The 24529-nt window shown below is 39.5% G+C and carries 25 protein-coding genes; 6 read left to right on the top strand and 19 right to left on the bottom strand.

Features of this window, described 5'->3' with window-relative positions; genetic code table 11:
• Nucleotides 1–35 precede the first annotated feature (35 nt).
• Nucleotides 36–1058, bottom strand: a complete 1023-nt coding sequence (locus LZD48_RS05135) for a SepM family pheromone-processing serine protease (protein WP_235761663.1) — start codon at nucleotides 1056–1058, stop codon at nucleotides 36–38.
• Nucleotides 1059–1238: 180 nt separating this feature from the next.
• Between LZD48_RS05135 and spoVV the strand changes: the two genes are divergently transcribed.
• The gene (gene spoVV, locus LZD48_RS05140; RefSeq protein WP_235761664.1) at nucleotides 1239–2453 is read left to right on the top strand and encodes a dipicolinic acid transporter SpoVV; all 1215 of its coding nucleotides are present in this window, start codon (nucleotides 1239–1241) and stop codon (nucleotides 2451–2453) included.
• 43 nt (nucleotides 2454–2496) lie between these two features.
• Here the strand turns inward: spoVV and coaD are convergent, their stop codons facing one another.
• From coaD to LZD48_RS05175, 7 genes are all read right to left on the bottom strand, one after another.
• Complete coding sequence (coaD, locus tag LZD48_RS05145) at nucleotides 2497–2982, bottom strand: pantetheine-phosphate adenylyltransferase (RefSeq protein ID WP_235761665.1); 486 nt, start codon at nucleotides 2980–2982, stop codon at nucleotides 2497–2499.
• Between the two features lie 14 nt (nucleotides 2983–2996).
• Nucleotides 2997–3551, bottom strand: coding sequence for a 16S rRNA (guanine(966)-N(2))-methyltransferase RsmD (rsmD, locus tag LZD48_RS05150; protein WP_235761666.1), 555 nt, complete (start codon nucleotides 3549–3551; stop codon nucleotides 2997–2999).
• 900 nt (nucleotides 3552–4451) lie between these two features.
• Nucleotides 4452–4727 (bottom strand): YlbG family protein, encoded by a 276-nt coding sequence (locus LZD48_RS05155; protein ID WP_235761667.1) that lies wholly within the window; start codon nucleotides 4725–4727, stop codon nucleotides 4452–4454.
• A gap of 199 nt (nucleotides 4728–4926) precedes the next feature.
• Nucleotides 4927–5370 (bottom strand): YlbF/YmcA family competence regulator, encoded by a 444-nt coding sequence (locus LZD48_RS05160; RefSeq protein ID WP_235761668.1) that lies wholly within the window; start codon nucleotides 5368–5370, stop codon nucleotides 4927–4929.
• 57 nt (nucleotides 5371–5427) lie between these two features.
• The gene (locus tag LZD48_RS05165) at nucleotides 5428–5664 is read right to left on the bottom strand and encodes a YlbE-like family protein (protein ID WP_235761669.1); all 237 of its coding nucleotides are present in this window, start codon (nucleotides 5662–5664) and stop codon (nucleotides 5428–5430) included.
• 10 nt (nucleotides 5665–5674) lie between these two features.
• Nucleotides 5675–6085 carry a spore coat protein YlbD gene (gene ylbD, locus LZD48_RS05170; RefSeq protein WP_235761670.1) on the bottom strand — a complete coding sequence of 137 codons (411 nt, stop codon included), beginning with the start codon at nucleotides 6083–6085 and terminating at the stop codon, nucleotides 5675–5677.
• A gap of 690 nt (nucleotides 6086–6775) precedes the next feature.
• A complete protein-coding gene (locus LZD48_RS05175) occupies nucleotides 6776–7837 on the bottom strand; it encodes a CAP domain-containing protein (RefSeq protein ID WP_235761671.1) in 1062 nt (353 codons plus the stop codon).
• 177 nt (nucleotides 7838–8014) lie between these two features.
• Here LZD48_RS05175 and LZD48_RS05180 point away from each other — a divergent pair, with 177 nt between their 5' ends.
• Nucleotides 8015–8392 carry a YugN family protein gene (locus tag LZD48_RS05180; RefSeq protein ID WP_235761672.1) on the top strand — a complete coding sequence of 126 codons (378 nt, stop codon included), beginning with the start codon at nucleotides 8015–8017 and terminating at the stop codon, nucleotides 8390–8392.
• Nucleotides 8393–8568: 176 nt separating this feature from the next.
• On the opposite strand, the gene ctaG is transcribed toward LZD48_RS05180, so the two are convergent.
• From ctaG to cyoE, 6 genes are all read right to left on the bottom strand, one after another.
• Nucleotides 8569–9465, bottom strand: coding sequence for a cytochrome c oxidase assembly factor CtaG (gene ctaG / locus LZD48_RS05185; RefSeq protein WP_235761673.1), 897 nt, complete (start codon nucleotides 9463–9465; stop codon nucleotides 8569–8571).
• A 119-nt stretch (nucleotides 9466–9584) separates the two neighbouring features.
• A complete protein-coding gene (locus LZD48_RS05190; protein WP_235761674.1) occupies nucleotides 9585–9908 on the bottom strand; it encodes a cytochrome C oxidase subunit IV family protein in 324 nt (107 codons plus the stop codon).
• Nucleotide 9909: 1 nt separating this feature from the next.
• Entirely contained in the window at nucleotides 9910–10554 is a 645-nt protein-coding gene (locus tag LZD48_RS05195; RefSeq protein WP_235761675.1) for a cytochrome c oxidase subunit 3, read from the bottom strand.
• A 1-nt stretch (nucleotide 10555) separates the two neighbouring features.
• Nucleotides 10556–12352, bottom strand: coding sequence for a cytochrome c oxidase subunit I (gene ctaD / locus LZD48_RS05200; protein ID WP_235761704.1), 1797 nt, complete (start codon nucleotides 12350–12352; stop codon nucleotides 10556–10558).
• Between the two features lie 100 nt (nucleotides 12353–12452).
• On the bottom strand, nucleotides 12453–13508 hold the full coding sequence (gene coxB, locus LZD48_RS05205) for a cytochrome c oxidase subunit II (RefSeq protein WP_235761676.1): 1056 nt from the start codon (nucleotides 13506–13508) through the stop codon (nucleotides 12453–12455).
• A 65-nt stretch (nucleotides 13509–13573) separates the two neighbouring features.
• On the bottom strand, nucleotides 13574–14518 hold the full coding sequence (gene cyoE, locus LZD48_RS05210; RefSeq protein ID WP_438822745.1) for a heme o synthase: 945 nt from the start codon (nucleotides 14516–14518) through the stop codon (nucleotides 13574–13576).
• Between the two features lie 460 nt (nucleotides 14519–14978).
• On the opposite strand from cyoE, the gene LZD48_RS05215 reads away from it, so the two are divergent.
• Nucleotides 14979–15929, top strand: coding sequence for a COX15/CtaA family protein (locus LZD48_RS05215; RefSeq protein WP_235761706.1), 951 nt, complete (start codon nucleotides 14979–14981; stop codon nucleotides 15927–15929).
• A gap of 372 nt (nucleotides 15930–16301) precedes the next feature.
• Here the strand turns inward: LZD48_RS05215 and pyc are convergent, their stop codons facing one another.
• The 3 genes from pyc to LZD48_RS05230 form a co-directional block, all read right to left on the bottom strand.
• On the bottom strand, nucleotides 16302–19742 hold the full coding sequence (gene pyc / locus LZD48_RS05220; RefSeq protein ID WP_235761677.1) for a pyruvate carboxylase: 3441 nt from the start codon (nucleotides 19740–19742) through the stop codon (nucleotides 16302–16304).
• Nucleotides 19720–20913 carry a putative lipid II flippase FtsW gene (gene ftsW, locus LZD48_RS05225; RefSeq protein ID WP_235761678.1) on the bottom strand — a complete coding sequence of 398 codons (1194 nt, stop codon included), beginning with the start codon at nucleotides 20911–20913 and terminating at the stop codon, nucleotides 19720–19722. The genes pyc and ftsW overlap by 23 nt, the downstream gene beginning before the upstream one ends.
• Nucleotides 20914–21327: 414 nt before the next feature.
• Nucleotides 21328–21612: an Fpa/YlaN family protein gene (locus LZD48_RS05230; RefSeq protein WP_235761679.1), complete on the bottom strand. Its 285-nt coding sequence runs from the start codon at nucleotides 21610–21612 to the stop codon at nucleotides 21328–21330.
• A 219-nt stretch (nucleotides 21613–21831) separates the two neighbouring features.
• Here LZD48_RS05230 and LZD48_RS05235 point away from each other — a divergent pair, with 219 nt between their 5' ends.
• Both LZD48_RS05235 and LZD48_RS05240 read left to right on the top strand, forming a co-directional pair.
• The gene (locus LZD48_RS05235; protein WP_235761680.1) at nucleotides 21832–22314 is read left to right on the top strand and encodes a hypothetical protein; all 483 of its coding nucleotides are present in this window, start codon (nucleotides 21832–21834) and stop codon (nucleotides 22312–22314) included.
• A 435-nt stretch (nucleotides 22315–22749) separates the two neighbouring features.
• Entirely contained in the window at nucleotides 22750–23343 is a 594-nt protein-coding gene (locus LZD48_RS05240; protein ID WP_235761681.1) for a YhcN/YlaJ family sporulation lipoprotein, read from the top strand.
• 98 nt (nucleotides 23344–23441) lie between these two features.
• Here the strand turns inward: LZD48_RS05240 and LZD48_RS05245 are convergent, their stop codons facing one another.
• Entirely contained in the window at nucleotides 23442–23732 is a 291-nt protein-coding gene (locus LZD48_RS05245) for a YbyB family protein (protein WP_235761682.1), read from the bottom strand.
• Nucleotides 23733–23877: 145 nt separating this feature from the next.
• On the opposite strand from LZD48_RS05245, the gene LZD48_RS05250 reads away from it, so the two are divergent.
• Nucleotides 23878–24081: a YlaI family protein gene (locus LZD48_RS05250; protein ID WP_235761683.1), complete on the top strand. Its 204-nt coding sequence runs from the start codon at nucleotides 23878–23880 to the stop codon at nucleotides 24079–24081.
• Nucleotides 24082–24101: 20 nt separating this feature from the next.
• On the opposite strand, the gene LZD48_RS05255 is transcribed toward LZD48_RS05250, so the two are convergent.
• Nucleotides 24102–24410, bottom strand: coding sequence for a YlaH-like family protein (locus LZD48_RS05255; protein WP_235761684.1), 309 nt, complete (start codon nucleotides 24408–24410; stop codon nucleotides 24102–24104).
• Nucleotides 24411–24529: the final 119 nt, after the last annotated feature.

Here is a 24529-nt window from a genome sequence, read left to right on the forward strand (position 1 = left end):
TAATGTTACGACAACCAACCTGTTCGCAAGCTTTATTATTTTTCTGGAATTGATTCTAAATACTCTAATGCGTCTTGAAAGGTGTCCACTGGTACAATTTCCATCTCTGTCCCGATTTCTTCTGCCTTTTCTTTAGCAACAACATAGTTAGAATCTTCTCTCCCATCCTCATTTGGAGCGAAGAAAATATCAATCCCTTCTCTATCAGCAGAAACAACCTTTTTGTCTATTCCGCCAATCCGATATACATTTCCTTCATAATCAATTTCTCCTGTACCGGCAACCTCATACCCTTTCGTAACGTCTTCCTCGGTTAATTGATCATATATTTCTAAAGCAAACATTAAACCAGCACTCGGACCACCAATTTGGCCGCTGGAGAAGTTAACTTCCGGGTCAACGGTTACTTCCCGATCGGTTACTAAACTAATTCCCATGCCTACCCGTGTATCATCATCGGGAAAATGATCCAATGTTATTTCTTCCGTTAACTGCTCTCCTTCTCTCTGGAAATTAACTGTAATCCTGTCTCCCGCAGCTTTTTCTTCGACATAATTGATCAGGTCTGTTGATTCGGTAATCTCGACCCCATCAATCTGAGTAATCAAGTCTCCCATCTCCAGCTTTCCAATGGATGGCATATCTTCAACAACGCTAACGACATATACACCGGCATAATCAATCGTAATGTCCTGCTCCGCGGCCTCATAAGCCACTACAAGAGAAGCTTCTTGGGAACTTTCCATTACTTGAAGCTGGGCATGCATATAATCATCCGTCGTTATCCCTTCAGGTATTACTTCATGGAGAGGTTTAATCTCGTTATGTGGAAGAACTTTAGCTAGGAGGTAATGAAGTGGTGTAGCCTGCAGCCCGCTAACTGTCACTAAGTACATCTCCCCGTCACTCGTATATCCGTCAGCTACTTCTACAATTGGGTTTAAAGCTTCTGTATTCCCTGGTTTTTGAATATAGAATGGTAACTGATATGTAGCAAAAAAATATAAACCAATGAAGAAAATTAAATAAATAAGTATTTTTTTCTTTGAGAACCTCATCTTCCAGCCGACACCTTCCTTTCGACTAACTATATTCTTAAAGTTGCAGTCATATTCAAAGTCCTAAGCTGCGTATATTGATAGAGAATGTATAGCTTGTACGTAATACGAGCAATTATTCTAGTGTTTATATTTTACACCTTCTAAAATTAGTTGTACAGAAAATAGGGGGCTTTCAATTTGAATCCATTTCTGAAAACAATCGGATTAGCTGCAGTAACGATTTGTTTAACAATATTACTTATTTATTTCCCTGATGAAGCGCTGGCTGCTAGCTTACGTGGATTGAAAATGTGGGGGGAAGTAGTTTTCCCTTCTCTTCTGCCATTTTTTATTACGGCAGAATTATTACTGGCTTTTGGAGTCGTTAAATTTCTCGGCGTTTTATTTGAACCAATTATGCGCCCTCTCTTTAATGTACCAGGTGCTGGAAGTTTCGGTTGGATGATGGGAATGGCGAGTGGATATCCAACTGGTGCAAAAATAGCAGCGAGACTGCGTGAAGAAAAACAATTAACACAAATTGAAGCGGAAAGACTCGTATCCTTTACAAACAATTCAAGCCCATTATTTATTTTCGGTGCGATCTCTGTCGGTCTATTTCATAATGCAGCACTTGGTTTATTGCTTGCGGCAGTTCACTATGGCAGTAATATGATTGTCGGGGTATTCATGCGTTTTTATAAGATTCGAGAAGAAAAATCAGTGGAATATCAAGCAAAAACAAAAAATGGATCTATCTTAATTCAAGCATTGAAACAAATGCATGCGACACGCAGTAAAGATCCAAGGCCATTAGGTGAAATACTCGGAGACGCAGTCTTACAATCCATTAAAACCCTTGTCATGGTCGGTGGGTTTATTATTTTATTTTCCGTTATCGTTCAACTGCTTCACCTTGTACATTTTACCGTGCTTTTCAGCAAACTGTTCGAAGGAATATTCTTCCTGCTTGGGATTCCTATTTCGCTTGGTGTTCCCTTCTTCTCCGGGCTTTTTGAAATTACACTTGGAGCAACATTGATATCAGATATTTCAACGGATTCTTTACTTCCGAAAGTAATTCTTGTCAGCTTCATTCTCGGTTTTAACGGTTTTTCTATACAAGCTCAGGTGGCAAGTATACTTGCTAAAACGGATATCCGCTTCTTCCCCTATTTTTTTGCCCGAGTTTTACACGGAATCATTGCAAGCATCTTGACTGTTATACTTTACAAGCCACTCTATTTGAATCACGGAATAACCGGCAGTGAACTACCTGTAGCAACACAGCCCACAGATTCCTTCTTTGCGAATGCATTCCAACAACTTACGAGTATTGGGCCATTCGTTACGATCATTTTCCTCTGGTTGGGGTTTCTATTGTTTTATAAAGCCAAAAAAACGGGGAGTTAGCATCCTTATTTATAAAGAACGCCAGCTCCCAGTCACTTTACTATTATGCAAAGTTAAACTTCTTTTTTAATGACTCTTCGACAATTTCCGGTACGAGTCCTGTAATATCACCATTATACTGAGCAACTTCTTTTATCATGCTCGAGCTTAGAAAGGAAAATTGATTATTCGTCATTATAAAGAACGTTTCAATATCTTTATTTAATTTTCGGTTCATTGAGGTGATTTGCATTTCATATTCAAAATCACTTATCGCACGCAGTCCACGAATGACCGCATCTGCTTTTTTTTCAGTTGCATAGTGCATCAGCAAAAAATCGGAAGAATCCACGCTTACATTCGGCAAATGCTTTGTCGATTCTTTAATTAAATTCACTCGCTCCTCCACCGAGAATAACGGGGATTTTGCTTGATTATTAAAAACCGTCACAAGAATTTCATCAAATATTTTTGCCCCTCGCTCAACAATATCTAAATGTCCATTCGTAAATGGATCAAAACTGCCAGGAACAATAGCTAGCTTTGACATGATCTAACTCCTTCCTAATTTAAACGGTAAATGGTTACTGCAATTGTACTGCTGTAGACTTCCTGTTTTTGTATCGTCAAATTTACTGTGTCTTCTGGCAGTTCATCTTGTGGATCGTGCTCACAGTAGATCAAACCGCTTTGTTTGATAAGTTCATGTTCCGTAATTTCCTGAATAAGGGATGATAAATTCACTTTTCCGTACGGCGGGTCAAGCAAAATTAAGTCAAAGACAAGCCCCCTTTTTGCTGCTGCCTTTAAAGCGCGGAAAGCATCAGCCCGGAAGACTTCTGCTTGATCTGTCATTTTTACGGATTTTAAATTTTCTTTGATCGTATGTATTGCTTTCCCTTGCTTATCTACAAATATAGCTCGATCCATCCCGCGGCTAAGTGCTTCGATTCCGAGGGAGCCGCTGCCAGCAAATAAGTCCAATACAAGCCCCCCGTCAAAATACGGGCCGATGGATTGGAAGATTGCTTCTTTGATTTTATCCGTTGTTGGTCTAGTTTCACTACCTGGAACAGCTTTTAATCCCTGCCCCTTTCGCTTTCCAGCTATCACTCTCATAGCGGTCACCCCAATTCGACGATTCGACATTATCCTACCACAAAACCAAAAATAATTAAACTTATCTTTACTAATAGTTTACAATTAGCATGTTTGTTTCCTCCAGGTATAACATAACTTCTATCTAGGGTTTGCCGTTCTTTGAGCCTGTATCCGGTCAAAAAAATTCAAAAGAAACCGACACGATTACTTTCATTAGCGTTAAGTGTGCCAAACTCGGAAACTTTCTACCGGGGGTCCGCAGTCCAGACACCTCTCGCTTTCCACGGGCGATTGGTGAGCCTCCTCGCAGGCAAGCCTGCTGCGGGGTCTCACCAAGCCTATCCCCCTTGTAGGAGTCTCGAGGTGTCTGACTGCTACCAGGAAAGGTCAAATTTAGATCACTGTTTATTATTCCAAAGATATAATTTTGATCGTGATATAGCACTGGAATATATGCGATTAATAATAATCATTCCTACCAGTTCAGTTGCCCGGTGGACGGTGACTCCTCCGGGAACAGCACGAGCCTGGAGACCCCGCAGGGCAGAAGCCCGAGGAGGCTCCAGCCGTGCCCGCGGAAAGCACCCGTCCACTGGGAAACTGAACGACAATCAGAGAGCGAACCATGAGAACGCGCAAAATACTTACGCTGAATGAAAGTGATTGGCAGCTGATTGTTCCTGATAGCCGAGCTGGATAGAAAGATTGTTTTTTTCATATTGTATAATTTTTATTTGTTTGTGCATACTAGCATAATGATTCAACTAAACATTTGGTTGGTTGATTCAAACAGAGTATACTTATTCTTCCCCGTAGGTTTTACTCTGGTTTCTCCTCTCCCTTTGTCTTTTTGTTTTCGTCATGGAAACAAAAAGAGCCTGCAGATACTTGTTCTGCAGGTTTTTTTCTTGCTCTGGGTTATATCCCCATTTTATAATCATAATTTTTCGCTTCATCAAACTTCGTATTCTCGTAGTCTGTGCGGACAAAAGGTTTGTACGACCTCTCCACTTTAGATACGAAGGAATGACGGAGCAGCTTTTTCTCGACCATTTCGATATCCTCTTGATTAACATAAACTACTGCATATTTATGCTTCTTGGAGGCATGGATGAGATTACCATATCGTTTAATATGTTTCAGGTTTTTCATATGCTGGAACCATACGATCAACCCTTGTCGCTTTGTGATCAAGATTTTCACCTACCTCATAATAAAAAGAAAGACCACATTTATCATGCATAAACGTTCTCTAATACCCCCACCTCTACTCATGAGGGAAGCCTACAATGTGAAGATGGGGGATATACAGTCCGTAAATCCCTGATTCTGTTCAACTAACACTCAGTGGGAATAGAAAGAAACTTCCATTTAGTGAAGTTTCGCTTTATGATTAAGACGCACAGCCACAAGCGCTGCCACCACTACCGCAGGAACTACAGCCACTATCAGTTAGAAGTGCCCCATCTTTCGGTACTTTTATTTGATTGCTGACGCTAAATGCGATCACTTCACTAATCTCATCTAATAAACTTTGCAGATTTCGTTCCGCAACCTTAAAAACAGCAACACTTTCATGCATATCCATCGCCCGTTTTGTTGAGCGAACTTTTTTCATGATCTCTTGATAATCAGGGTGATAACGCCCAAATCGCTGAATATCATCATAATGTTCTTTTATATCGTTAAAAGCTTTTATTAGCTTTTGCGCTTCTTCATCTTGCTCTAATGATGCTTTTTTCTCCAGGTAATCTTTCATAACATCAGAGTCAAAAACTACTTTTCCAAGCTCTTCAGCATCATCTAAAATCGTTACATATTCCATTGTTGCAATCATTTTTACACCTCCACCCTGATTCTAACACTTAATTGCATTTATGAAAATAAAACGACACTAATCTTTTAAAATGTTTGCAACATTAATCAGCATGGAAGCCATTTGCATTTGATCATTTACACGATTCAAACGGCCGGAGAACGTTTGACCATAGAATACTTTTGCTTCCTTCTCAAGCTCTGGAAGTCTTTTCGCTCCGTCCCTAAGTAAATACCGGTACCACCTTGGCTCCCGCCTCATAAATTCAAGCAATTTTGGCTGCTCACGTAAATAATGGTAAACTGCCTGTTCCATTCACTTCCTCCTAATCCCTAAACCAATCGAAAGGCTGCCCAGTTCTGTTTCCTTTAGTTTCCGGCTTTTGATACAAATTTACAATCTCTTGTACTGTCGCAATCGTTTTACTTAATTGCTGCACTTGTTCTTGAAGTTTATTCACATCCACTGTTTCTGTATATTTTAAAATTTGTTTTACAAAGTCAGGTTTTAAGTCCAGTTTAGAAAATGTTTCGTTTTTCTTTTCATCACTTTCAGCTGTTTCCCTTTTTTCTTCTTTATACTGTTCCCAGTGGATATCATCTTCACCGAGCAGGATCCACTGTTCATAGATCTCCTGCCAGCTCTTCCCATCTTTCCGAATCTTACGGATCAATTTCGGATGACGATTTATAAACGTTTTGAACCGATTCAGTTCTGGATTGGAATGCTCTTCCATATTACTCACCTCATTTGCAATTAGATGTCAGCTTATTACTAAAATATGCAAATGGGTATGAACTGTTCAAACGATTATAAAGCTCACGAACCGCTATAATTTATAGCAACAAATCACTCTCCTTCAGCCTAAGTGTCCGAAACTCACTTCTGGAGGTCCGCAGTCCAGACACCTCTCGCTTTCCGCGGGCGGCTGGTGAGCCTCCTCGGGCTACCGCCCTGTGGGGTCTCACCAAGCCTATCCTCCCGCAGGAGTATCGAGGTGTCTGGACTGCTACGAGGAAAGGTCAAATTTGAATCACTGTTTAATATTCCAGGAGTATAATCTTTATCGTGACGGAATAATTTCTATTTAGATTAATGAATTTCATAATAAGGATTTACCGCTTCTACGCCACAACATGTAGTTGCGTAGAAGCTTTCTTAACTACATGCTGTGGCGAAGAAGCCGCTTTTGGTAATTATGAAATTCATTCAGATAAATCATTAATACCAGTTCAGTTGCCTGGCGGACAGTGACTCCTGTGGGAATAGCACGTGTCCGAAGACCCCGCAGGAAGCGTACTTCTTCCGAGGAGGCTGAGGCCGTGCCCACGGAAAGCATCTGTCCGCCAGGCAACTGAACGGCGATTAGAACTCCAAAAATAGTGAACTGCAAAACACTTACGCTGAATGAGGGTGATTAGCTGTGTTATATGGGATTTGCTAGAAAGTTCTGTGTATAGTAGAAGCGGTAGACTCCTACTCCTAAATGAGTATATTCTTCCTGAAGCAGTGCTTCTCGGTGTCCGTCACTATTAAGCCAACCTTCAACAGCTGCCGGGGCATCTGGATACTGTGCTGCAATGTTTTCCCCAGCAGATATATAAAATAATCCCGTGATAGCTAGTCGCTCCTTTAAGCCATCTCCATTCAGACTATAATGGGAAAAGTAATTATTATCATTCATATCTTTACTATGCTGATATGCAACATCACTCACATCTTCTTCCCACTCTAAGGCTGATTTGTCAAAGCGATTCCTAAGTACATTACTAATATTAAAAATCTGCTGCTCCATCCCTCTCTCCACTTGACTCCATTCATTCTCTGTAAGCTCTGGTTTGTCTGGAAGTGGTCCACGATAGACTACTTCATATGGTTGATGTCGTAATAAGATATCTGCATCCATGAGACGAACGGATGACAGTTCATTCGTAAATGTATCAAAATAAAATTGCAGGAATAAATCATCCGAAACTTTCACTAACGGGCGTTGAATCATATCTTCTTCTGTCATTCGAAATGTATAAGTTGCATATCCATCGGTATAGCTCACTTCTTTTTCAAAAGGAAATTCTTCCCTGATTGATTCGTAGGTTGTACCGATTTGAATTGGTTCTAATGATAAGCCCTCTCCAACAGCATAAATAGTTTGCACGGCGCCATCTTCGATTCCAAATTGGATATAATAATCTTTTTCATTCGTGTAAACCCACCATATATAGTCGTAAGCGCTCAAATCCTTACGTACAGGCTCACCCATCTCACTTGCAAGTTCTTCTGCCGTCTTTCCTATCCATTGATATAAATCGCTCCGTAGCACCTGCTTGCTAGCTGTATGGACAGGCGTTGATTTTGTTTGCAGCATAAGGTTCTTTTCAACTACTACCGAATCTACCTTCTCTTGTTCCTTCCATTCACTTTGTTCTACCCAATAAAATGCAGTGATAATAATAATTGTAAGTAGTACTAAACTTCGTAATATACGCATCGATACAGCCCCTCTATTATGATATATTACATTCTATGAAGAATTAGTATGATACATTCAGTGTTTTCCCTATTATTTTTAATATTAATCCTTTTTAGCCGAGTAGGTTTTTCGTTGCAAATTATTTCTATTCATACTATGATTAAAGAACGAGGATAATGATTAGGGGTGAATAAAATGAGAATTGAAAACACTGGAATTGATGATTTAGTAATTGATTTGAAACCGCTTGATAAGATTACTGGTCAACATGCATTTATTCGTGCTGGACAGTGGGACTATGAACGCGTAACATATGATTACAAGATTGGTTCCAATGAAAAAAATATTACATATTATATCCGTGTTCAGGGCTATGCAACAAGTGGAGATGTAGATCGCAGAGATGCAGTAATCAAACTGTTAACTCCATTACTAGGTAAGCATTATTATCCGCATGGAATCGAGTATGGTGAAGAAGAGAACTTCCCAGAGTCACTCGTAGAACGTGCGCAGACATTACTCACAAGCCTAGCAAATGAATTAAAACCACTTGCTCAAGAAAATGATAATTAAAAAAACAGGTCAGCTATCAAAAATAGTTGACCTGTTTTTTTAAAATCGCATTAATGAATTTCATAATACGTATTTAATGCTTCACCATCACCATATGTAGTTGAGTTGGTTCGTCCCCAACTACATATGGTGATGAAAAAGCCGACTTTGGTAATGATGAAATTCATTCACATGATTTAATTAACTTCTACACTAACTGGGTCGACATCTCTTGATTTTTCCCGGAACCAACCGAAGAATACTCGCACCATTAATGTTAAATAAACCACTTCCTGGAGTGTTTTCATAATTACTCCACCGAATTGCTGATCGTTTATCGTACTTAATGGTGAAAACATTTCTGGACCGGACAACGTTATTTCAATTCCATCAAGCACATCTCCAGGCACACAGATTGCCAATGCTTGCAACCATGCCCCTCCCGCCAAATAAGCTTCATAAGCAGGTGTTTTCGTGAAGATGATTAATACACAAGCAGGAGTTATCAATACCCCATTGGCAAAGATATAGCCGACCTTCAATAAAGGTGTCATTGTATTTATTTCCTTAAATGGCAGTAGCAATGGAATAAATACGATGAAGGCAGCAATTAATAAAATACTATGAATAACGAAATGCCATGCTGGAGCAGACTTTGAAAAATCAAAAACAACTGGTATATGGTAGACAGAAAACAATCCATTAAATAGAAGCAAGGAAATAATCGGCTTCGTCAGTAACCGAATAATTGGACCTAAGGTTTTATTTCTTAGAGCTTTTTCCCAAATCCATAATGGAAGCCCTTTAATGACGAGGATTGGAAAGATAAGCAGGAATACTACCATCTGGATCATATGTGCAGTAAACATCATATGAGATAATAAATCAATTGGCGAACCTTTGACTACGTATAATAGAAATAAAGCTGTATACATCAATATATGCTGCTTAATCGTAGGTTTCTCTTTTCCGCCAAATTTATGGCGATAAGGTCCTGCTACTAAGTAATAAATAACTCCTAACGCTAGACAGAATGTGAAAAAGTATGGACTCCATAAAGCTCTAAAGCCAAATATTTGTAACTCTAACCACATATATAGTCACTCCATAGAATAAGTTTATCAATTTATTATATAACATATTTTCGAGTGAATCTGGTAAAAATGTGACAAATTCGCAAAAAAAGACCGGGAAAATCCCGATCTTTTTTATTTTACCACCAAGTAATAACTCCTAAGGAAAGGATAACAGTAGTTGCAATAATCATCCCGCCGTATATCAATGCTGAAGCTGGCCCGTGCCCTTTATCTTTCAAATGCATGAAATATAAGAATTGGAACATAGCCTGCACGACTGCTAAGACAAACAATAATATACTTAAATAAGCACCGGTCATTAATTGCGTTCCAACAAGAGCAAATGCAATAATCGTAAATGCAATCATTGAAACAAAACTGATTACTTGAATTTTCATTTCATCTTTATTTTCTTGCTTACGGAAAGTATCGAGTCTGTTAGACGTAGTATTTTCTGTCATTTTAACCCACCATCCCCATTAGATATACGACTGTAAAGATGAACACCCATACAACGTCAATAAAGTGCCAGTACAACGCAAACGTGTTATACTTCGGTGCGTTATATGTGTCTAGTCCGCGTTTTGCGTTACGCATCATCAATACGATCAACCAGCTCAACCCAAAAATAACGTGACCTCCGTGGAAACCGACTAACGTATAGAATGCTGAACCAAACGCTGAAGAGCGGAAAGTAAAGCCGTAATCTGTAATATAATGAGCGAACTCATAGATTTCACAAGCTAAGAATGCGAGTCCTAGTAAACCAGTGATCCCCATCCATAGTTGCATTTTCTTAAAGTTGTTATTCTTCATATGGTAAATTGCATAAACACTTGTTAAAGAACTTGTAAGTAAAAGAAGTGTCATTAAGAATACAAGTTCAAGACCATATAAATCCTGTGTCGTTGGCCCGCCTGCAGTAGAGTTTTTAAGCGCAATATATGTTCCGAACAGACTAGCAAAAAGTACCGTTTCACTACCTAGAAAGATCCAGATACCTAGGTGCTTATATTTTCCTTCAGGAGTAGCTCTTGAAGGATCTATAGGAGCTTTATTCGGATTTATCTTATGTGCGCTTCTCCCAATTGTTTCTTGGTGACTCATCTTAATCATCCTCCTTTTCAAGTACTTCTTTGGGGATGTTATAACCATAGTCATCTTTCAGTGATCGAACAATCATACAACCGATGGCAAAGGCCATACCAATGTAAATTAAAATTCTTCCATGGGGTCCATCTAACTGGTAGATAAAACCAAATGATGCAATCGTAAATCCAAGACTCATCAGGAATGGAAGGATGGAACCATACGGCATATGAAGATCATGTAATGGCTCAGCCGGCTTAATCTTACCATCGCCTTCCATTTTCTCAATCCAAAGTGGATCTAATCCACGAGTTAATGGTGTGTGTTTAAAGTTATAGTAAGGCGTTGGGTTCGGCACGGCCCACTCTAACGTTCTACCATCCCATGGATCTCTTGGTGCTGGCTCTTTGAAATACGAAAGCACTACGTTAATTAATAATACAATCACTGCAATACCCATTAAGTAAGCACCTATCGTACTAATTAAGTTTCCTAAATCCAGCTCCTGGTTTTCTAAGAATACCCAGTAACGACGAGGCATACCCATTAGTCCTAAGAAATGCTGGATAAAGAATGTCAAATGGAAACCAGTAAAGAACAGCCAAAACTCAAGTTTCCCTAATTTTTCACTTAGCATTCGGTTAAACATCAGCGGCCACCAATAATGTACTGCCGCAAGTATACCAAATACCGATCCACCGATTATAACGTAGTGGAAGTGGGCAACTACGAAATACGTATCATGGAACTGATAGTCCGCAACTGTAGAACCAAGCATAACACCTGTCATTCCACCAATTGTGAAAGACGGAATAAATCCAAGTGCATAGAGCATCGGAGTAGTTATTTTAATACTGCCGCCCCACATTGTAAGGAGCCAGTTGAATATCTTGATTCCCGTCGGCACGGCGATCGCCATCGTACCAATTGCGAAAAGCGCGTTAGCTACCGGTCCTAGACCAACCGTGAACATGTGGTGCGCCCAAACCATAAATCCTAGAAATGCGATTAAGAATGTAGCAAACACCATCGCGGTATAACCAAATAGTCGTTTCTTCGAGAATGTCGGGATGACTTCACTAAATATCCCGAACGCAGGAAGAACTAAAATATAAACTTCGGGGTGTCCCATTATCCAGAATAAGTGTTGCCAGATAATCGAGTTACCACCTAAAGCAATATCAAAGAACGCTGTATCAAACATACGATCAAACTGCATTAAGAATAATGCAATTGTGAATGCTGGGAATGCGAATAAAATAAGAATACTTGTTACAAGTGTTGTCCACGAGAATAATGGCATTCTCATATACGTCATTCCTGGACCACGCATCAATACAATGGTTGCGATAAAGTTAATTCCACTAATAATTGTACCTGCCCCAGCTAGCTGCAGACCCAATACATAGAAGTTTACACCATGTCCAGGTGATTGTGTAGAAAGTGGAGCGTAGTTCGTCCATCCTGCATCCGGAGCTCCTCCAAAGAACCAACTAGAGTTCATTAGAAGTCCACCGAAAATGAATAACCAGACTCCTACCCCGTTCAAGAAAGGAAACGCCAAATCACGAGCTCCAATTTGAAGGGGCATAACATAGTTCATTAGCCCAAAGAACAATGGCATTGCTGCAAGGAATAACATATTGGTTCCATGCATTGTAATCAATTCATTATATAAGCCCGCAGATACAAAATCATTTTCAGGCGTTATTAACTGAGTTCGAATCAATAATGCTTGAACACCCGCCATCAGGAAGAAAATCCCACCAAAAAGCAAGTACAATATACCGACCTTTTTATGGTCGACGGTGGTCATGTAATCCCATATTACGGTACCCAAGCCTCTTTTTTGAGTAGTAGTAGCACTCAAAGCTTTAACCTCCCTCTTGTGTCTTCCATCCCTTTATAAATATTAATTAGTCGATAATGCCCCCAGCACTTTCAGGGGTAACTTCAGAAGGTTTGAGCTGCATTAAATACTCTGCTATCTTATCAGCTTCTTCTTCTGTTACATCATAGGTACCTGTCATCTTGTTGCCAGGCTTAAGTGTTTCTGGATCCATGATCCAATCAACAAGATTCTCTTTTGTTGGTTCAAGATATCCTACAAAATGAGTACGGTCACCGAAGTTAGTCAAGTTTGGTCCAACACCAGATGGCGCAGATCCAAGCGCGTGACATCCCATACAGTTGTTTTGGAATAAGTCTTGACCTTCCTGTGCAACTGCATCAGCAGGTACTTCTTCCGGATCAACGTTTTGCATATCTGTGATCCACTGTTCATATTCCTCTGGACTTACTGCAATTACTTTGAAGTCCATTAGTGAGTGGGATGGTCCACAAAGTTCGGCACATTTACCCCAATAAACTCCTTCTTCATAAGCTTCAATGTACATCGTATTCACGTTTTCCGGGTTAACGTCCATTTTACCGGAAATTGTTGGTACCCAGAATGAGTGAATGACGTCTGAAGAAATCATATTCAAGTAAACTTTTTCTCCTGTCGGGATATACAAGTCCTGACTTGTTGAGACTTCTTCATCTTGATACTCAAAATGCCACCAGTACTGGTTACCTGTTACATCAACATTAATTGATGTACTTGCTTCTGATGTATCTGCTAGATCGAAGGTGTAGAAAATTGTAGGAATCAAGATAATGATAACGAGAATGATTGGAATGACTGTCCATACAATCTCCAATTTCGTGTTTCCTTCTACTTGCACTGGAATCTCATTCTCCTGACCTTTCTTTTCACGGTAACGGAGCAACACAATTGTGTAAATTACCATTACAACTACGAAAACACCAATCATGATGAATGTAATATAAAGAATCAGATTGAATGAAATTTCTGCCCCATAGCCCTTAGGATCAAGAGCGGTTAAATTTTCTTTTCCACACCCCGCTAATAGGATTGTTAAGAAAGTAAAAAGCATGAGTGCCTTAAATTTCCCCATCCATCTTTTCATGTGTCCATACCTCTCTTTCTTGTTGTTGTTTCCTTATATATTAAGTTTATATTTAAGGACAATAGTTAATTAAATATTGGTAGCGTTACAATAATCATCATTGGAAACAGGATGACGAGATAATTCAATGAATAAATAAATATTCTGTTTGCCCATTTCAAATCGTCTTTAATAAATAATCCCGTAACTGCAAGAATAAACCATCCAATATTTAATGCGGTAGCAATAACTAAAAATGTCGTACCTAGTGATGAGAGCAAAAATGGCAACGGTAACAGACACGCAACATAAACAATGATTTGCCGCTTCGTCATATTGAATCCGTAAACGACAGGAAGCATTGGAACACCGGCTTCTTTATATTCGTCCGCTTTCTTCATAGCAAGAGCAAGGAAGTGCGGTGTCTGCCAGATAAACATGATTAAAAATAATCCGACCGGAACGACATGCAGCTCTGGATAAATCGCATACCAGCCAATTAATGGAGGCATGGCCCCAGAGAAACAGCCGACTATTGTATTTAATGTATACTTCCGTTTTGTCCACATCGTATAGAGCACAACATAAACAAACCAACCAATGAAGGCAAACAATGCAGCATAAACTGTTGTAAACAGAAGCAGCACTCCAAGACCAATAACAGTTGTTACGATTCCAGCTATCAGTACTGCCCGGAGCGAAAATAATCCTGTTACGGTCGGTCGTGACTTCGTTCGGCTCATCTTCGGATCAATATCGACATCATACCAGTTATTTAAAATTGCCCCGCCGGCTATTACTAAACCACTTCCAATCAAGGTCATGATTAATGTGCCGACATGTTCACTGAACGTGAGACCATATATGTAGATAGCTAACCAAAAACCGGCAATAACTGGTATTAAGTTCGAATTGACTATCCCGATTTTGATAAGCGCTTTAACACCTTGCATCAAGCTTTTTACGTCTCTTTTGGCAGGAATTGCTGTGTCACTTACTACATCTGTATACGGCGTTTCCACCTTGTTCATTCTTATTTCCCCCCTTTACCGAAAAAAGCCAAGTTTTTTCATTACCATAGCTAGTTTTACACATGACAAATATAGCCGATAATTACTTTTAATTGTATCATGGAATCATTTAAAATTCTAACTAACCAATAATTACTATTTAAATAAAGTAATTATTAATTGAATGAATTTGTATAATAAAAACAAATCATTGTTTTAGAATTTCATTCTTCCTGAAGCTTAACCCACTCGGCCCTCATACTATTTCTAGCAAACTACAGAGCACATTGCAAGTATTTTTCACTATTTGTACAGTGTTTATGACAATTACGTTAAATATTATTATAAAATCTTAGTACAAATTTGTGAAAAGTTTACGAATAAGAGCAGATTTCTTTGATATTGTTCCTATTTAATATTATTATAAATTTAACTGTTAAGAGTAATACATATTACTACCAAAATAAGTGAGGCTTAAAAAATCATGAAACAATTAAAATGGTTATCCGTTGTCGCGACAATCGGGATGATCTTTGTGCTTCTTGGTGGCGCGCTCGTTACGAAGACCGGATCCGAAGATGGTTGTGGAGATTCCTGGCCGCTTTGTGAAGGACAAGTTATACCTTCTGAGTTCACCTTCGAGATGGTAATCGAACTTAGTCACCGTTTAGTATCAGGTGCAATGGGATTTATCGTTCTATTATTAGCAATCTTAGCATGGAGAAGAATTGGTCATATCCGTGAAGTTAAGTTTCTTTCCATCAGTTCTGTTGTCTTTCTTGTTCTACAAGCCTTAATCGGGGCAGCAGCTGTTGTATGGGGACAATCCGACTTTGTACTTGCATTACATTTCGGAATTTCACTAATCTCATTTGCTACAATCTTTTTATTGATGTTACTCATTTTTGAGGCCGATAAAATGTGGGATTCGGAATCTCTTATTATTAAGAAAAAACATCGTATAGAATTTATCGCCCTGTCCATTTACACACTCGCAGTTGTCTATACGGGAGCACTCGTCCGACATACCGAATCTAGTCTCGTTTGTCCTGACTTTCCATTTTGTATCAATACAGAACCAGCTGGATTAGCGAGCTATAACTTCCAGCAATGGGTGCAAATGGGACACCGCTTTAGCGCAATCATCTTATTCATCTGGACGATTGTACTGTTTGTTAAAATAGTTAAAAACTATAAACACTCCAAAGTAATGATTGGTGGCTGGTCGATTGCACTTACGTTTATTGTACTGCAGGCTCTGTCCGGAGCATTAAGTGTCATAACAATGCTTAACTTGTATGTTGCGCTTGCACACGCTCTATTCATCTCCTGTTATTTCGGAATGCTGAGCTACTATCTGTTGCTATCTAACCGAAGTACGTACAAAGAAAAGCATGGCCTGCTAAATAAGTCGGATAAAGTTATTTCTTAAATAAAAAACATCGCTCAAACGAATTTGAGCGATGTTTTTTTATAGAAAACTGTAAAATATAGGTACTGTGGAATACTAAAGTTGCTAGCAATAGCCACGTCCGGCTACAACGCCCAGCAACTATCAAACTTCACACTCCTTTAATCGATAAAGAAGACTTAGCCGTTTGGTCTTCGTGAGGCTTAGCCGCCCTTATATTCTTGCGGCGCAAGTCAACATCAACTCACTACCTTCACCTGAGTTTCCTTTATCTCAAAGAGAAGAATGGAAGTTCGATTAAGTTCACCCCGTCCTGGGACAACATCGAACTACCTTCCTTCCTGGGAGGCACAGTTTGTACGTTGCTAAACGGGCGCTTTCGCCTTTACTCTTTCATTCAAATTCTACTAAAATATCATCAACTTCTATAACGGAGCCATTCTTTACATATACATCTTTAATCACACCACCGAATGGTGCTTGGATGCTTGTTTCCATCTTCATTGCTTCAGTGGTAAGCAGAGGGTCACCTTTCTTCACTTCGTCACCCTTCTTACAGTTTACACCTAATACTGTACCAGGCATGGTTGCACCAATATGCTTCTCATTGCCCTTCTCTACTTTCGGTCTGAAAGCGACGGATGAGCGAATACTCTTATCTTTAATTTGAATTTCGCGTGTTTGTCCGTTTAATTCAAAGTAAATAACACGGGTGCCGTCTGGCTTGGGCTCGGAGATTGAGACTAGATTAATAATTAAAGTCTTCCCTTCTTCAATTGTCACATCGATTTCTTCTCCGAGTTTCATTCCATAGAAGAAAGTTGGTGTATCCAAAACAGACATGTCACCGTAAGTATCAGTGAAATTCTGATAATCCAGATATACTTTTGGATAGAGCGCATACGCAATAACATCGTGGTCCTCTACCTTTTGCTCGACTTTCTTCTCTAACTCCTCTTTCAATGCATCAAAATCAACGGGTTCTAGTAATTCACCAGGGCGGACGGCGATCGGTTCTTTATCCTTCAAAATCACTTTCTGAAGTTTTTCCGGGAACCCTTGATAAGGCTGGCCGATATACCCTGCTGCAAATTCAATTACCGATTCCGGGAAATCAATCTGATGCCCTTTATCATATACATCTTGTTCTGATAAATCGTTCTGTACCATAAATAATGCCATATCGCCAACCACTTTAGAAGATGGTGTTACTTTCACAATATCCCCAAACATGTCATTGACGAGACGGAACGTTTTCTTAACTTCATTCCAGCGATCCCCTAGGCCAACTGCTTTAGCCTGCTGCTGGAGATTACTATATTGTCCTCCTGGCATTTCATGATTATAAATTTCCGTATGAGGTGACTTCATACCACTTTCAAAATCACTGTAGTATTCTCTAATCCCTTCCCAGTAATGAGAAAGTTTTTCCACCTCGTCAATATTCATTTCAGGCTGACGCTCATGTCCTTCGAGTGCATGATAGAGCGTCTGTCCGCTTGGCTGTGATGTCATTCCTGCAAGGGGACCATTTGCAATATCTACAATATCTACACCAGCATCCACTGCTCTTGCGTACATATAAATACCATTGCCACTTGTATCATGCGTATGCAGGTGGATCGGTAACTCTGTCTCTTCTTTCAATGTGGAAATCAACTGATAGGCTGCCTCAGGCTTAAGTAGGCCTGCCATATCTTTAATCGCAAGAATATGTGCACCCGCATCTTCCAACTGTTTTGCTAGATTCACGTAGTAATCCAAGTCATATTTTGAACGACCTTTATCCAGCATATTACCGGTATAGCACATTGCAGCTTCTGCAATTTTATTGTTGTCTCTAACTGCTTCAATTGCAAGCTTCATTCCTTCAAACCAATTCAAGCTATCAAAGATCCGGAAGACATCGATCCCTTTCTCCGCACTTTTTTCGACGAAAGCATGGATAAGATTATCCGGATAATTTTTATAACCGACCGCATTGCTTGCACGCAGCAACATTTGGAATAGAACGTTCGGCATTTTTTCCCGTAATTGTTCAAGACGTGTCCATGGATCTTCCTTTAAGAATCGATAAGCGACATCAAAGGTCGCCCCTCCCCACATTTCCACTGAAAATAGATTCGATTGGATTCTTGCGGTCGGTTCGGCAATCTGCACGAGATCCTTCGTTCGAATACGAGTCGCTAGTAAGGACTGATGAGCATCACGGAAAGTCGTGTCTGTCAGAAGAACCTCTTTCTGGTTCTTTACCCAGTCTGCTAATGCTTCCGGACCACTCTCATCTAATATTTGTTTTGTTCCATTTGGGATGACCGTATGTTGATCAATTCTCGGAATAAGAAGCTTAGAAAATTCCGGTTTTTCTACTTTTGCTGCTCCCTCTACTCCATTAATGGTTATATCCCCGATATAACTGAGCATTCTTGTAGCACGGTCTCTTGATTTAGGGAATTCAAACAACTCCGGCGTTTTATCGACAAAAGTCGTATCATAGTCACCTGTTATGAACTGTTCATGGTGCATTACTTTTTCTAAGAATTGCACATTCGTTTTTATTCCGCGAATTCGGAATTCTCTAAGGTTACGTACCATCTTCATAATAGCTTGTTTATAAGACTTCGCCCATGTCGACACTTTAACTAATAAAGAATCATAATGCGGGCTGATGATTGCCCCCGAAAAACCATTTCCTGCATCGAGTCTTACACCAAATCCGCCACCTGTCCGGTAAGCAAGGATTTTCCCAGTATCTGGCATAAAGTTATTTAATGGGTCTTCTGTCGTGACTCTTGACTGAATTGCATATCCATCCGTAATGATATCTTCTTGTTTGGGAACTTGAATTTCTTCTCCATGTAAACCGTAACCATCCGCGATTAAGATTTGCGTCTGGACAATATCAATCCCAGTAATCATCTCCGTAATCGTATGCTCCACTTGAACACGCGGGTTTACTTCTATGAAATAGAACTCCCCTTCTGAAACAAGGAACTCAACGGTTCCAGCGTTAAGATAATCTACATTACGCATTAGACTCACTGCCGCCTCGCAAATCTCCTCGCGAAGTTCTTCCGATAAAGTAAGACTTGGAGCAACTTCAATCAGTTTCTGATGTCTGCGCTGGATCGAACAATCCCGTTCATAAAGATGGACGATATCGCCGTGGCTATCCCCAAGAATCTGAACTTCAATATGTTTTGGATTCGTTAACAACTTTTCTACATAAATCTCATCATCACCAAATGCTGTCTTCGCTTCAGATTTCGTGCGGTCATAGGCTTCGGAAACTTCTTCCGGGCTATTCACGACCCGCATTCCCCGACCGCCACCACCAAGGGTTGCTTTAATGATGATTGGATAACCATACTTTTCACCAAAAGTAAAAACTTCTTCTATGCTATGTACAGCACCGCTTCCTGGTATAACAGGAATATCTGCGTTTACTGCTTGTTCGCGAGCTTTTACCTTATCTCCAAACATGTCTAAATGCTTGCTTTTCGGTCCAATAAAGATAATGCCTTCTTCTTCACAGCGTTTAGCAAATTCGATGTTCTCAGACAAAAATCCGTAACCAGGGTGAATCGCATCGATATCTTTTTCTTTTGCAAGTTCGATAATGCCTTCGATATCAAGATATGCATCAATCGGTTTCTTGTCTTCCCCGATTAAGTAAGCTTCATCTGCTTTAAAACGGTGAAGTGAACTTAGATCCTCTTTTGAATAGACAGCAACCGTTCGGATTCCGAGCTCATTACATGCCCGGAATACCCTAATTGCAATTTCTCCTCTGTTTGCTACTAAAACTTTCTTAATATGCTTTAGATTTACCATATTTCCCACCTCTGTTTATTTGTTTTATTTTTCTATTTGTATTATCTTGTTGATTCCCTGTCTCATGTTCCCTTCTTCTCACATTCATTGCGATGTTATTGAGAATTCCCATGGAGATAAGTAATACTAACAATGAAGTTCCGCCATAACTAATAAATGGCAGCGTAACTCCAGTAATCGGTAGCAGACCACTTATAGAACCCAGGTTAATGAATGCTTGGATTCCAACCATCGAAGAAATACCGATGGCAAGCAGTGCGCCGAAGCTGTCTGTACATTTCCTTGAAATAAAGATACCCCTTAGTACAATGGCAGCAAGTAAACCAATTACGATAATTACACCAATAAATCCTAATTCTTCGGCAATGATGGCCATGATAAAATCAGTATGAGCCTGTGTTAAATAGCCTAGTTTCTGAACGCTTTGCCCTAATCCTTCTCCAGTTAAGCCACCAACCCCAATCGCTACATAGGATTGGATTAATTGGTAACCATCTGAGTCCGGTGTTTCAAAAGGTTGATATGCCCCAGTAAAACGTGAAATCCGCTCATCCGTCACCATGGACGGTGCAACGAGGAATAAAAGCCCGATGCCAAAAGCTATTAAAATAGTTAAATGCTTCCAACGGATACCTGAACTAACAATTACAGAACAGGCAATGATAAAGATGATGGAAGATGTACCGATATCCGGTTGAATAATGATCAACCCGATAAAAACACCGGTTAAAATTAACGGAGGGAGTACACCGGTCGTAAATTTATCAATATACGTCTGCTTCTTAGAATATACAGAAGCGAGATACATAATCAGCGCAATTTTGGCAAATTCAGCTGGTTGCAAACTCATTGGTCCGATTCGGAGCCAAGACTTGGCATTGTTTACATCTGTCCCAAATAAAATAACACCAACAAGCATCAGTAGAACACCTATAACAATAAACTTCATCAATTTCTGATAATACTGATAAGGAAACAGACACGTAAACAGAAATCCAATGAAGCCAACACCAAACCAAATCGCTTGCCGCTTTAAATAATATGTACTCTCCTGCCCCTCCACTACCGCAGTGACCATACTGGCGCTATAAACCATCACTAGGCCGAATGCAGTTAATAACAATGGTGTAATGATTAAGGTGTAATCAAAGTATTTTAATTTTTGTAACATCCTTCTTCTCCTCGAGTTGTAGATTTTAACGGAAGGATATCGAAAAACTTTTTATAAAGTATAACACATTTAAATAAATAGTACATACTATTTATAAAAAGTTTTTCTTTCACCCACATTTACTATTGAATTTATCTAAAACAAAGGCGAAAGCGCCCGTTTAGCAACGTACAAACTGGAGCACTCCGGAATGAGATAAAAGAAACACAACGAACGCAGTGAGTTGATGTTGACTTATCGATTAAAGGAGTGTGAAGTTTGATAGTTGCTGGACGCTGGAGCCGGACGTGGCTAGTGCTAGCAACTCTAGCTACCCACAGAATCTTTATTTTATAATTTCCTATATCTAAAACAAAAAAACCTTGCCAAGTTCTTTCAGGCAAAGTTTTGCTGCAAAATCAATACACAAAACGTTCACAACGCATTTTGTGAAGCTTCATGCAAAATATTAAGCTTCTTCTCTAAATTTTCCAGAAGTGCTTTACCTTCATTCTCGCTGATTAAGTTCAAACGCACAGCAAAGTCAATCTCTTTAGAGAGACCAAACATTTGTGTATCTAACACCTCTTCGTAGACTGGGCACTGTGGCATTGTTAAATTCTCTATTTGAACTTCAATTAGTCGTAAAATTCTGTCAGCGTCAGCCTTCAGAAGGGCTTGGGCTTTTTCACGATGATTAACTGTCACCTCAGGAACCATAATAATCCCCTCCAGTAATAAAGACTCCTTCTTATATATTAGCGGTTGCCAAAAAAAAATGCAAACAAAATCGAAGGATATCCTATAAAAGAATTGCTTTTCTTAGATTATGTCTCGATTAAGTGAAAATATTGAAGCAGTTTGATAGAATTATAAGGAATCGATTACAAAGTGTTTCCGAGATTCATAAGGTAATTAAAAAAGATGGGGGCAAAAGAAATGATTATACCACTAAAAGGGAATGTAAAGTTTCCAATTACACTTGATCCAACTGTCTGGATTTTTGATGACAGAAGAATTAAATTTGCAGAAGCATTTTCCGGTGAACATCATGCTAGAGAAGAACAAGAGCATCCATTCAGCTCTGAAGAACGTTTTAACCGGGAAGTAGTTCAAGCAACTAATGACAATAAACCGATTTCCCGTAAAGATGCGGATGAGATTTTAAAATCGACTTATGTGATACCCTTCAAACCATTTTATCAAAATGCAGAAGTGAACGACGGAGCAACCGATGCCACAATTGTCCAAGCAGACGGCAATGAAGTAAGCCTTGGGTTGGAAGAACTCGCGAATAGCTACCTGTTATTTTCCTTTGAAGGTAAGCCATTAAAAGACGATGGTCCTGTACATATTTATTTTAATGACGGCACAAATAAAGATGACCCGATTAAAGGAGTTAACGAGATTATCATTAACTAGCTCAAGTTCCACAATCAAAAACAGCGAATTACTTTCATTCAGCGTAAGTGTTTTGCACGTTCTCATGGGTTGCTCTCTAATCACCGTTCAGTTGCCCGACGGACGGATGCGCATCCTAAGGCACTGCTAGAGCTCCTCGGGCTGAGCACTAAGGGGTCTCCAGGCTCGTGCTGTTCCCGCAGGAGTCACCGTCCCCCGGGCAACTGAACTGGTGAAGATGATTATGTTAAATAGAAATTATTCCATCACAACATCAGTGTGAAGATTACATTTATAGAATAATAAATAGTGTTCCAAATGAAGTTTTTCCTGGTAGCAGTCCAGACACCTCGAGACAGCTTTCGGACTAATTATTTTCATTTGACAAGAATTCCTGCGAATATTTTAATTTATTCTGCTAAAAATAAGTAAAGCTTTACTTAGGAGGTATGAATAATGGATATTCGTAAATGGGTCTTTCTTGCTTTTAGTCTTGTCACGCTTTTCGGATGTCAAAGTAATGACAATGCAGCACGAGATGATGACCAATCAACTAATCGTTTCATGCAAGTGGAAAATAGAAATGAAACTGAAAATACACAGTTAACGAACACAGAAATAGCGGAGCATCTTGCAGACGTCGCTAGCAATGTACCAGAAGTAAACGAAGCGTCAGCGGTTGTTGCTGGGCCATATACGATTGTCGCTATTGATGTGAACGAAGATATTGACCGCTCCCGGGTCGGAACAATTAAATATACCGTTTCTGAAGCGTTATATCATGACCCATGGGGTAAAACCGCTGTTGTTGTAGCTGACGCGGACCTCATGGCTCGAGTACGGGGAATGGGTGACCAAATCCAGGCTGGCTATCCTGTCCAAGGTATTGTCGAAGAACTTGCGGCGATTGTCGGGAGAGCGATACCTGAATTTCCAATTATGGACGATGTGCCAATAGAACAAGATGATAATAAAGAAATGCTTGATGAAAATGACAAGAATGAATTAGAGAAAATAGAAGATGAACAGTCACGTCACCGAAAAGAATAACGAGAAACGGAGGCATTCCTATATTATAAGGAGGCCTCCGCTTTATTAATTATCACACATGAACCGTCTGTAACACCCCGGCTAAATGAAGTTTCACTTTATTGGAGAGGCGTTTCTTCTTGCTTTTCATTATAGTACTGAACACCAAACTGTGAGCCTTCTGATACCATTTTGGCGTTTTCCAAATCCGCGGCGTCTTTCGCATCCATCTGATCTGGGTGACCGGCTTTTTCAAAAGTCGATTCTCCTGTATCCATTTGTTTATGGAGAAGATTATTTACGGATTCTTTTATTTTCGATTTTTGTGATTCATTCAGGAAAAAATAGCTTGCTGCACCTGCTCCGATAACACCTGCGCCAACTGCTGTAATTATATTACGCTTTTTCATCGATTTTCCCTTCCTTTCCAACACGAAGTTATATTTATATTCCCCTATAAAAAAGAATAAAACCTTTAATTGACGAAAAAGATTTTCCTAGCTTTTACCTAGTATGATATACTTATTTCATCATCAGGATGGATGAGGTGAAAGGATGCAAGTTAAATGTACAATATGCGAAAAAATCGATGAACTTCCTGACGACTCATTTAAAGCGAAACGACTAAGGAACCGCCGAACTTATATGTATTTATGCGATGAATGTTACGAGCGGATTGGAATAAAAACAAAAGCAAGACACGCAACAGGCAAATTCAGGCTTTATGAAGAGCATAAGGAAGAAGATGAATATATTTAATTTTAGCATTAAAAAACGCCCTACGAGGCGTTTTTTGCTTTTCTTTGCATATGAAGTCTTGTACGGTAAATTACAAGGACAATACAGATGATAACAAGACTTTCTGTCATCGGTAACCTCATGATGCTGAATATAGTCGTAATATAATTACCGAGAACGAGCATGAAGTAGACAAAAATGTTTTTCCCGACGGATAACTTTCTTGCAAATCCAAGCTTATAAGCGATTGCTGAAAGTATAAGGTTGATGAAATACAGCGTCCAGAAAATATTGTCTATGCCAAAGTTGTCTACGATATAATCTAATACAAAGCTAAACGATCCTGTCATACCAATTAATCCCCCAATAACATTCGCTCATTCCATCATACTAAATCTTTTAAATTCATGCTAGACAAAAGGAAGAATAAATTATTACAATCTAGGGACAGGCAGCAAATCAGCTCCGA

The sequence above is a fragment of the Oceanobacillus alkalisoli genome (assembly GCF_021556485.1).
GTDB classification, from domain to species: domain Bacteria; phylum Bacillota; class Bacilli; order Bacillales; family Amphibacillaceae; genus Oceanobacillus; species Oceanobacillus alkalisoli.

What these genes read in the sequence shown, in the direction of transcription:
- LZD48_RS05135 (WP_235761663.1), bottom strand. Translation starts at nt 1,058, where the DNA reads ATGAGGTTCTCAAAGAAAAAAATACTTATTTATTTAATTTTCTTCATT.
- coaD (WP_235761665.1), bottom strand. Translation starts at nt 2,982, where the DNA reads ATGTCAAAGCTAGCTATTGTTCCTGGCAGTTTTGATCCATTTACGAAT.
- rsmD (WP_235761666.1), bottom strand. Translation starts at nt 3,551, where the DNA reads ATGAGAGTGATAGCTGGAAAGCGAAAGGGGCAGGGATTAAAAGCTGTT.
- LZD48_RS05160 (WP_235761668.1), bottom strand. Translation starts at nt 5,370, where the DNA reads ATGATTGCAACAATGGAATATGTAACGATTTTAGATGATGCTGAAGAG.
- LZD48_RS05165 (WP_235761669.1), bottom strand. Translation starts at nt 5,664, where the DNA reads ATGGAACAGGCAGTTTACCATTATTTACGTGAGCAGCCAAAATTGCTT.
- ylbD (WP_235761670.1), bottom strand. Translation starts at nt 6,085, where the DNA reads ATGGAAGAGCATTCCAATCCAGAACTGAATCGGTTCAAAACGTTTATA.
- LZD48_RS05175 (WP_235761671.1), bottom strand. Translation starts at nt 7,837, where the DNA reads ATGCGTATATTACGAAGTTTAGTACTACTTACAATTATTATTATCACT.
- LZD48_RS05180 (WP_235761672.1), top strand. Translation starts at nt 8,015, where the DNA reads ATGAGAATTGAAAACACTGGAATTGATGATTTAGTAATTGATTTGAAA.
- ctaG (WP_235761673.1), bottom strand. Translation starts at nt 9,465, where the DNA reads ATGTGGTTAGAGTTACAAATATTTGGCTTTAGAGCTTTATGGAGTCCA.
- LZD48_RS05190 (WP_235761674.1), bottom strand. Translation starts at nt 9,908, where the DNA reads ATGACAGAAAATACTACGTCTAACAGACTCGATACTTTCCGTAAGCAA.
- LZD48_RS05195 (WP_235761675.1), bottom strand. Translation starts at nt 10,554, where the DNA reads ATGAGTCACCAAGAAACAATTGGGAGAAGCGCACATAAGATAAATCCG.
- ctaD (WP_235761704.1), bottom strand. Translation starts at nt 12,352, where the DNA reads ATGACCACCGTCGACCATAAAAAGGTCGGTATATTGTACTTGCTTTTT.
- coxB (WP_235761676.1), bottom strand. Translation starts at nt 13,508, where the DNA reads ATGAAAAGATGGATGGGGAAATTTAAGGCACTCATGCTTTTTACTTTC.
- cyoE (WP_438822745.1), bottom strand. Translation starts at nt 14,518, where the DNA reads ATGAACAAGGTGGAAACGCCGTATACAGATGTAGTAAGTGACACAGCA.
- pyc (WP_235761677.1), bottom strand. Translation starts at nt 19,742, where the DNA reads ATGGTAAATCTAAAGCATATTAAGAAAGTTTTAGTAGCAAACAGAGGA.
- ftsW (WP_235761678.1), bottom strand. Translation starts at nt 20,913, where the DNA reads ATGTTACAAAAATTAAAATACTTTGATTACACCTTAATCATTACACCA.
- LZD48_RS05230 (WP_235761679.1), bottom strand. Translation starts at nt 21,612, where the DNA reads ATGGTTCCTGAGGTGACAGTTAATCATCGTGAAAAAGCCCAAGCCCTT.
- LZD48_RS05235 (WP_235761680.1), top strand. Translation starts at nt 21,832, where the DNA reads ATGATTATACCACTAAAAGGGAATGTAAAGTTTCCAATTACACTTGAT.
- LZD48_RS05240 (WP_235761681.1), top strand. Translation starts at nt 22,750, where the DNA reads ATGGATATTCGTAAATGGGTCTTTCTTGCTTTTAGTCTTGTCACGCTT.
- LZD48_RS05245 (WP_235761682.1), bottom strand. Translation starts at nt 23,732, where the DNA reads ATGAAAAAGCGTAATATAATTACAGCAGTTGGCGCAGGTGTTATCGGA.
- LZD48_RS05250 (WP_235761683.1), top strand. Translation starts at nt 23,878, where the DNA reads ATGCAAGTTAAATGTACAATATGCGAAAAAATCGATGAACTTCCTGAC.
- LZD48_RS05255 (WP_235761684.1), bottom strand. Translation starts at nt 24,410, where the DNA reads ATGACAGGATCGTTTAGCTTTGTATTAGATTATATCGTAGACAACTTT.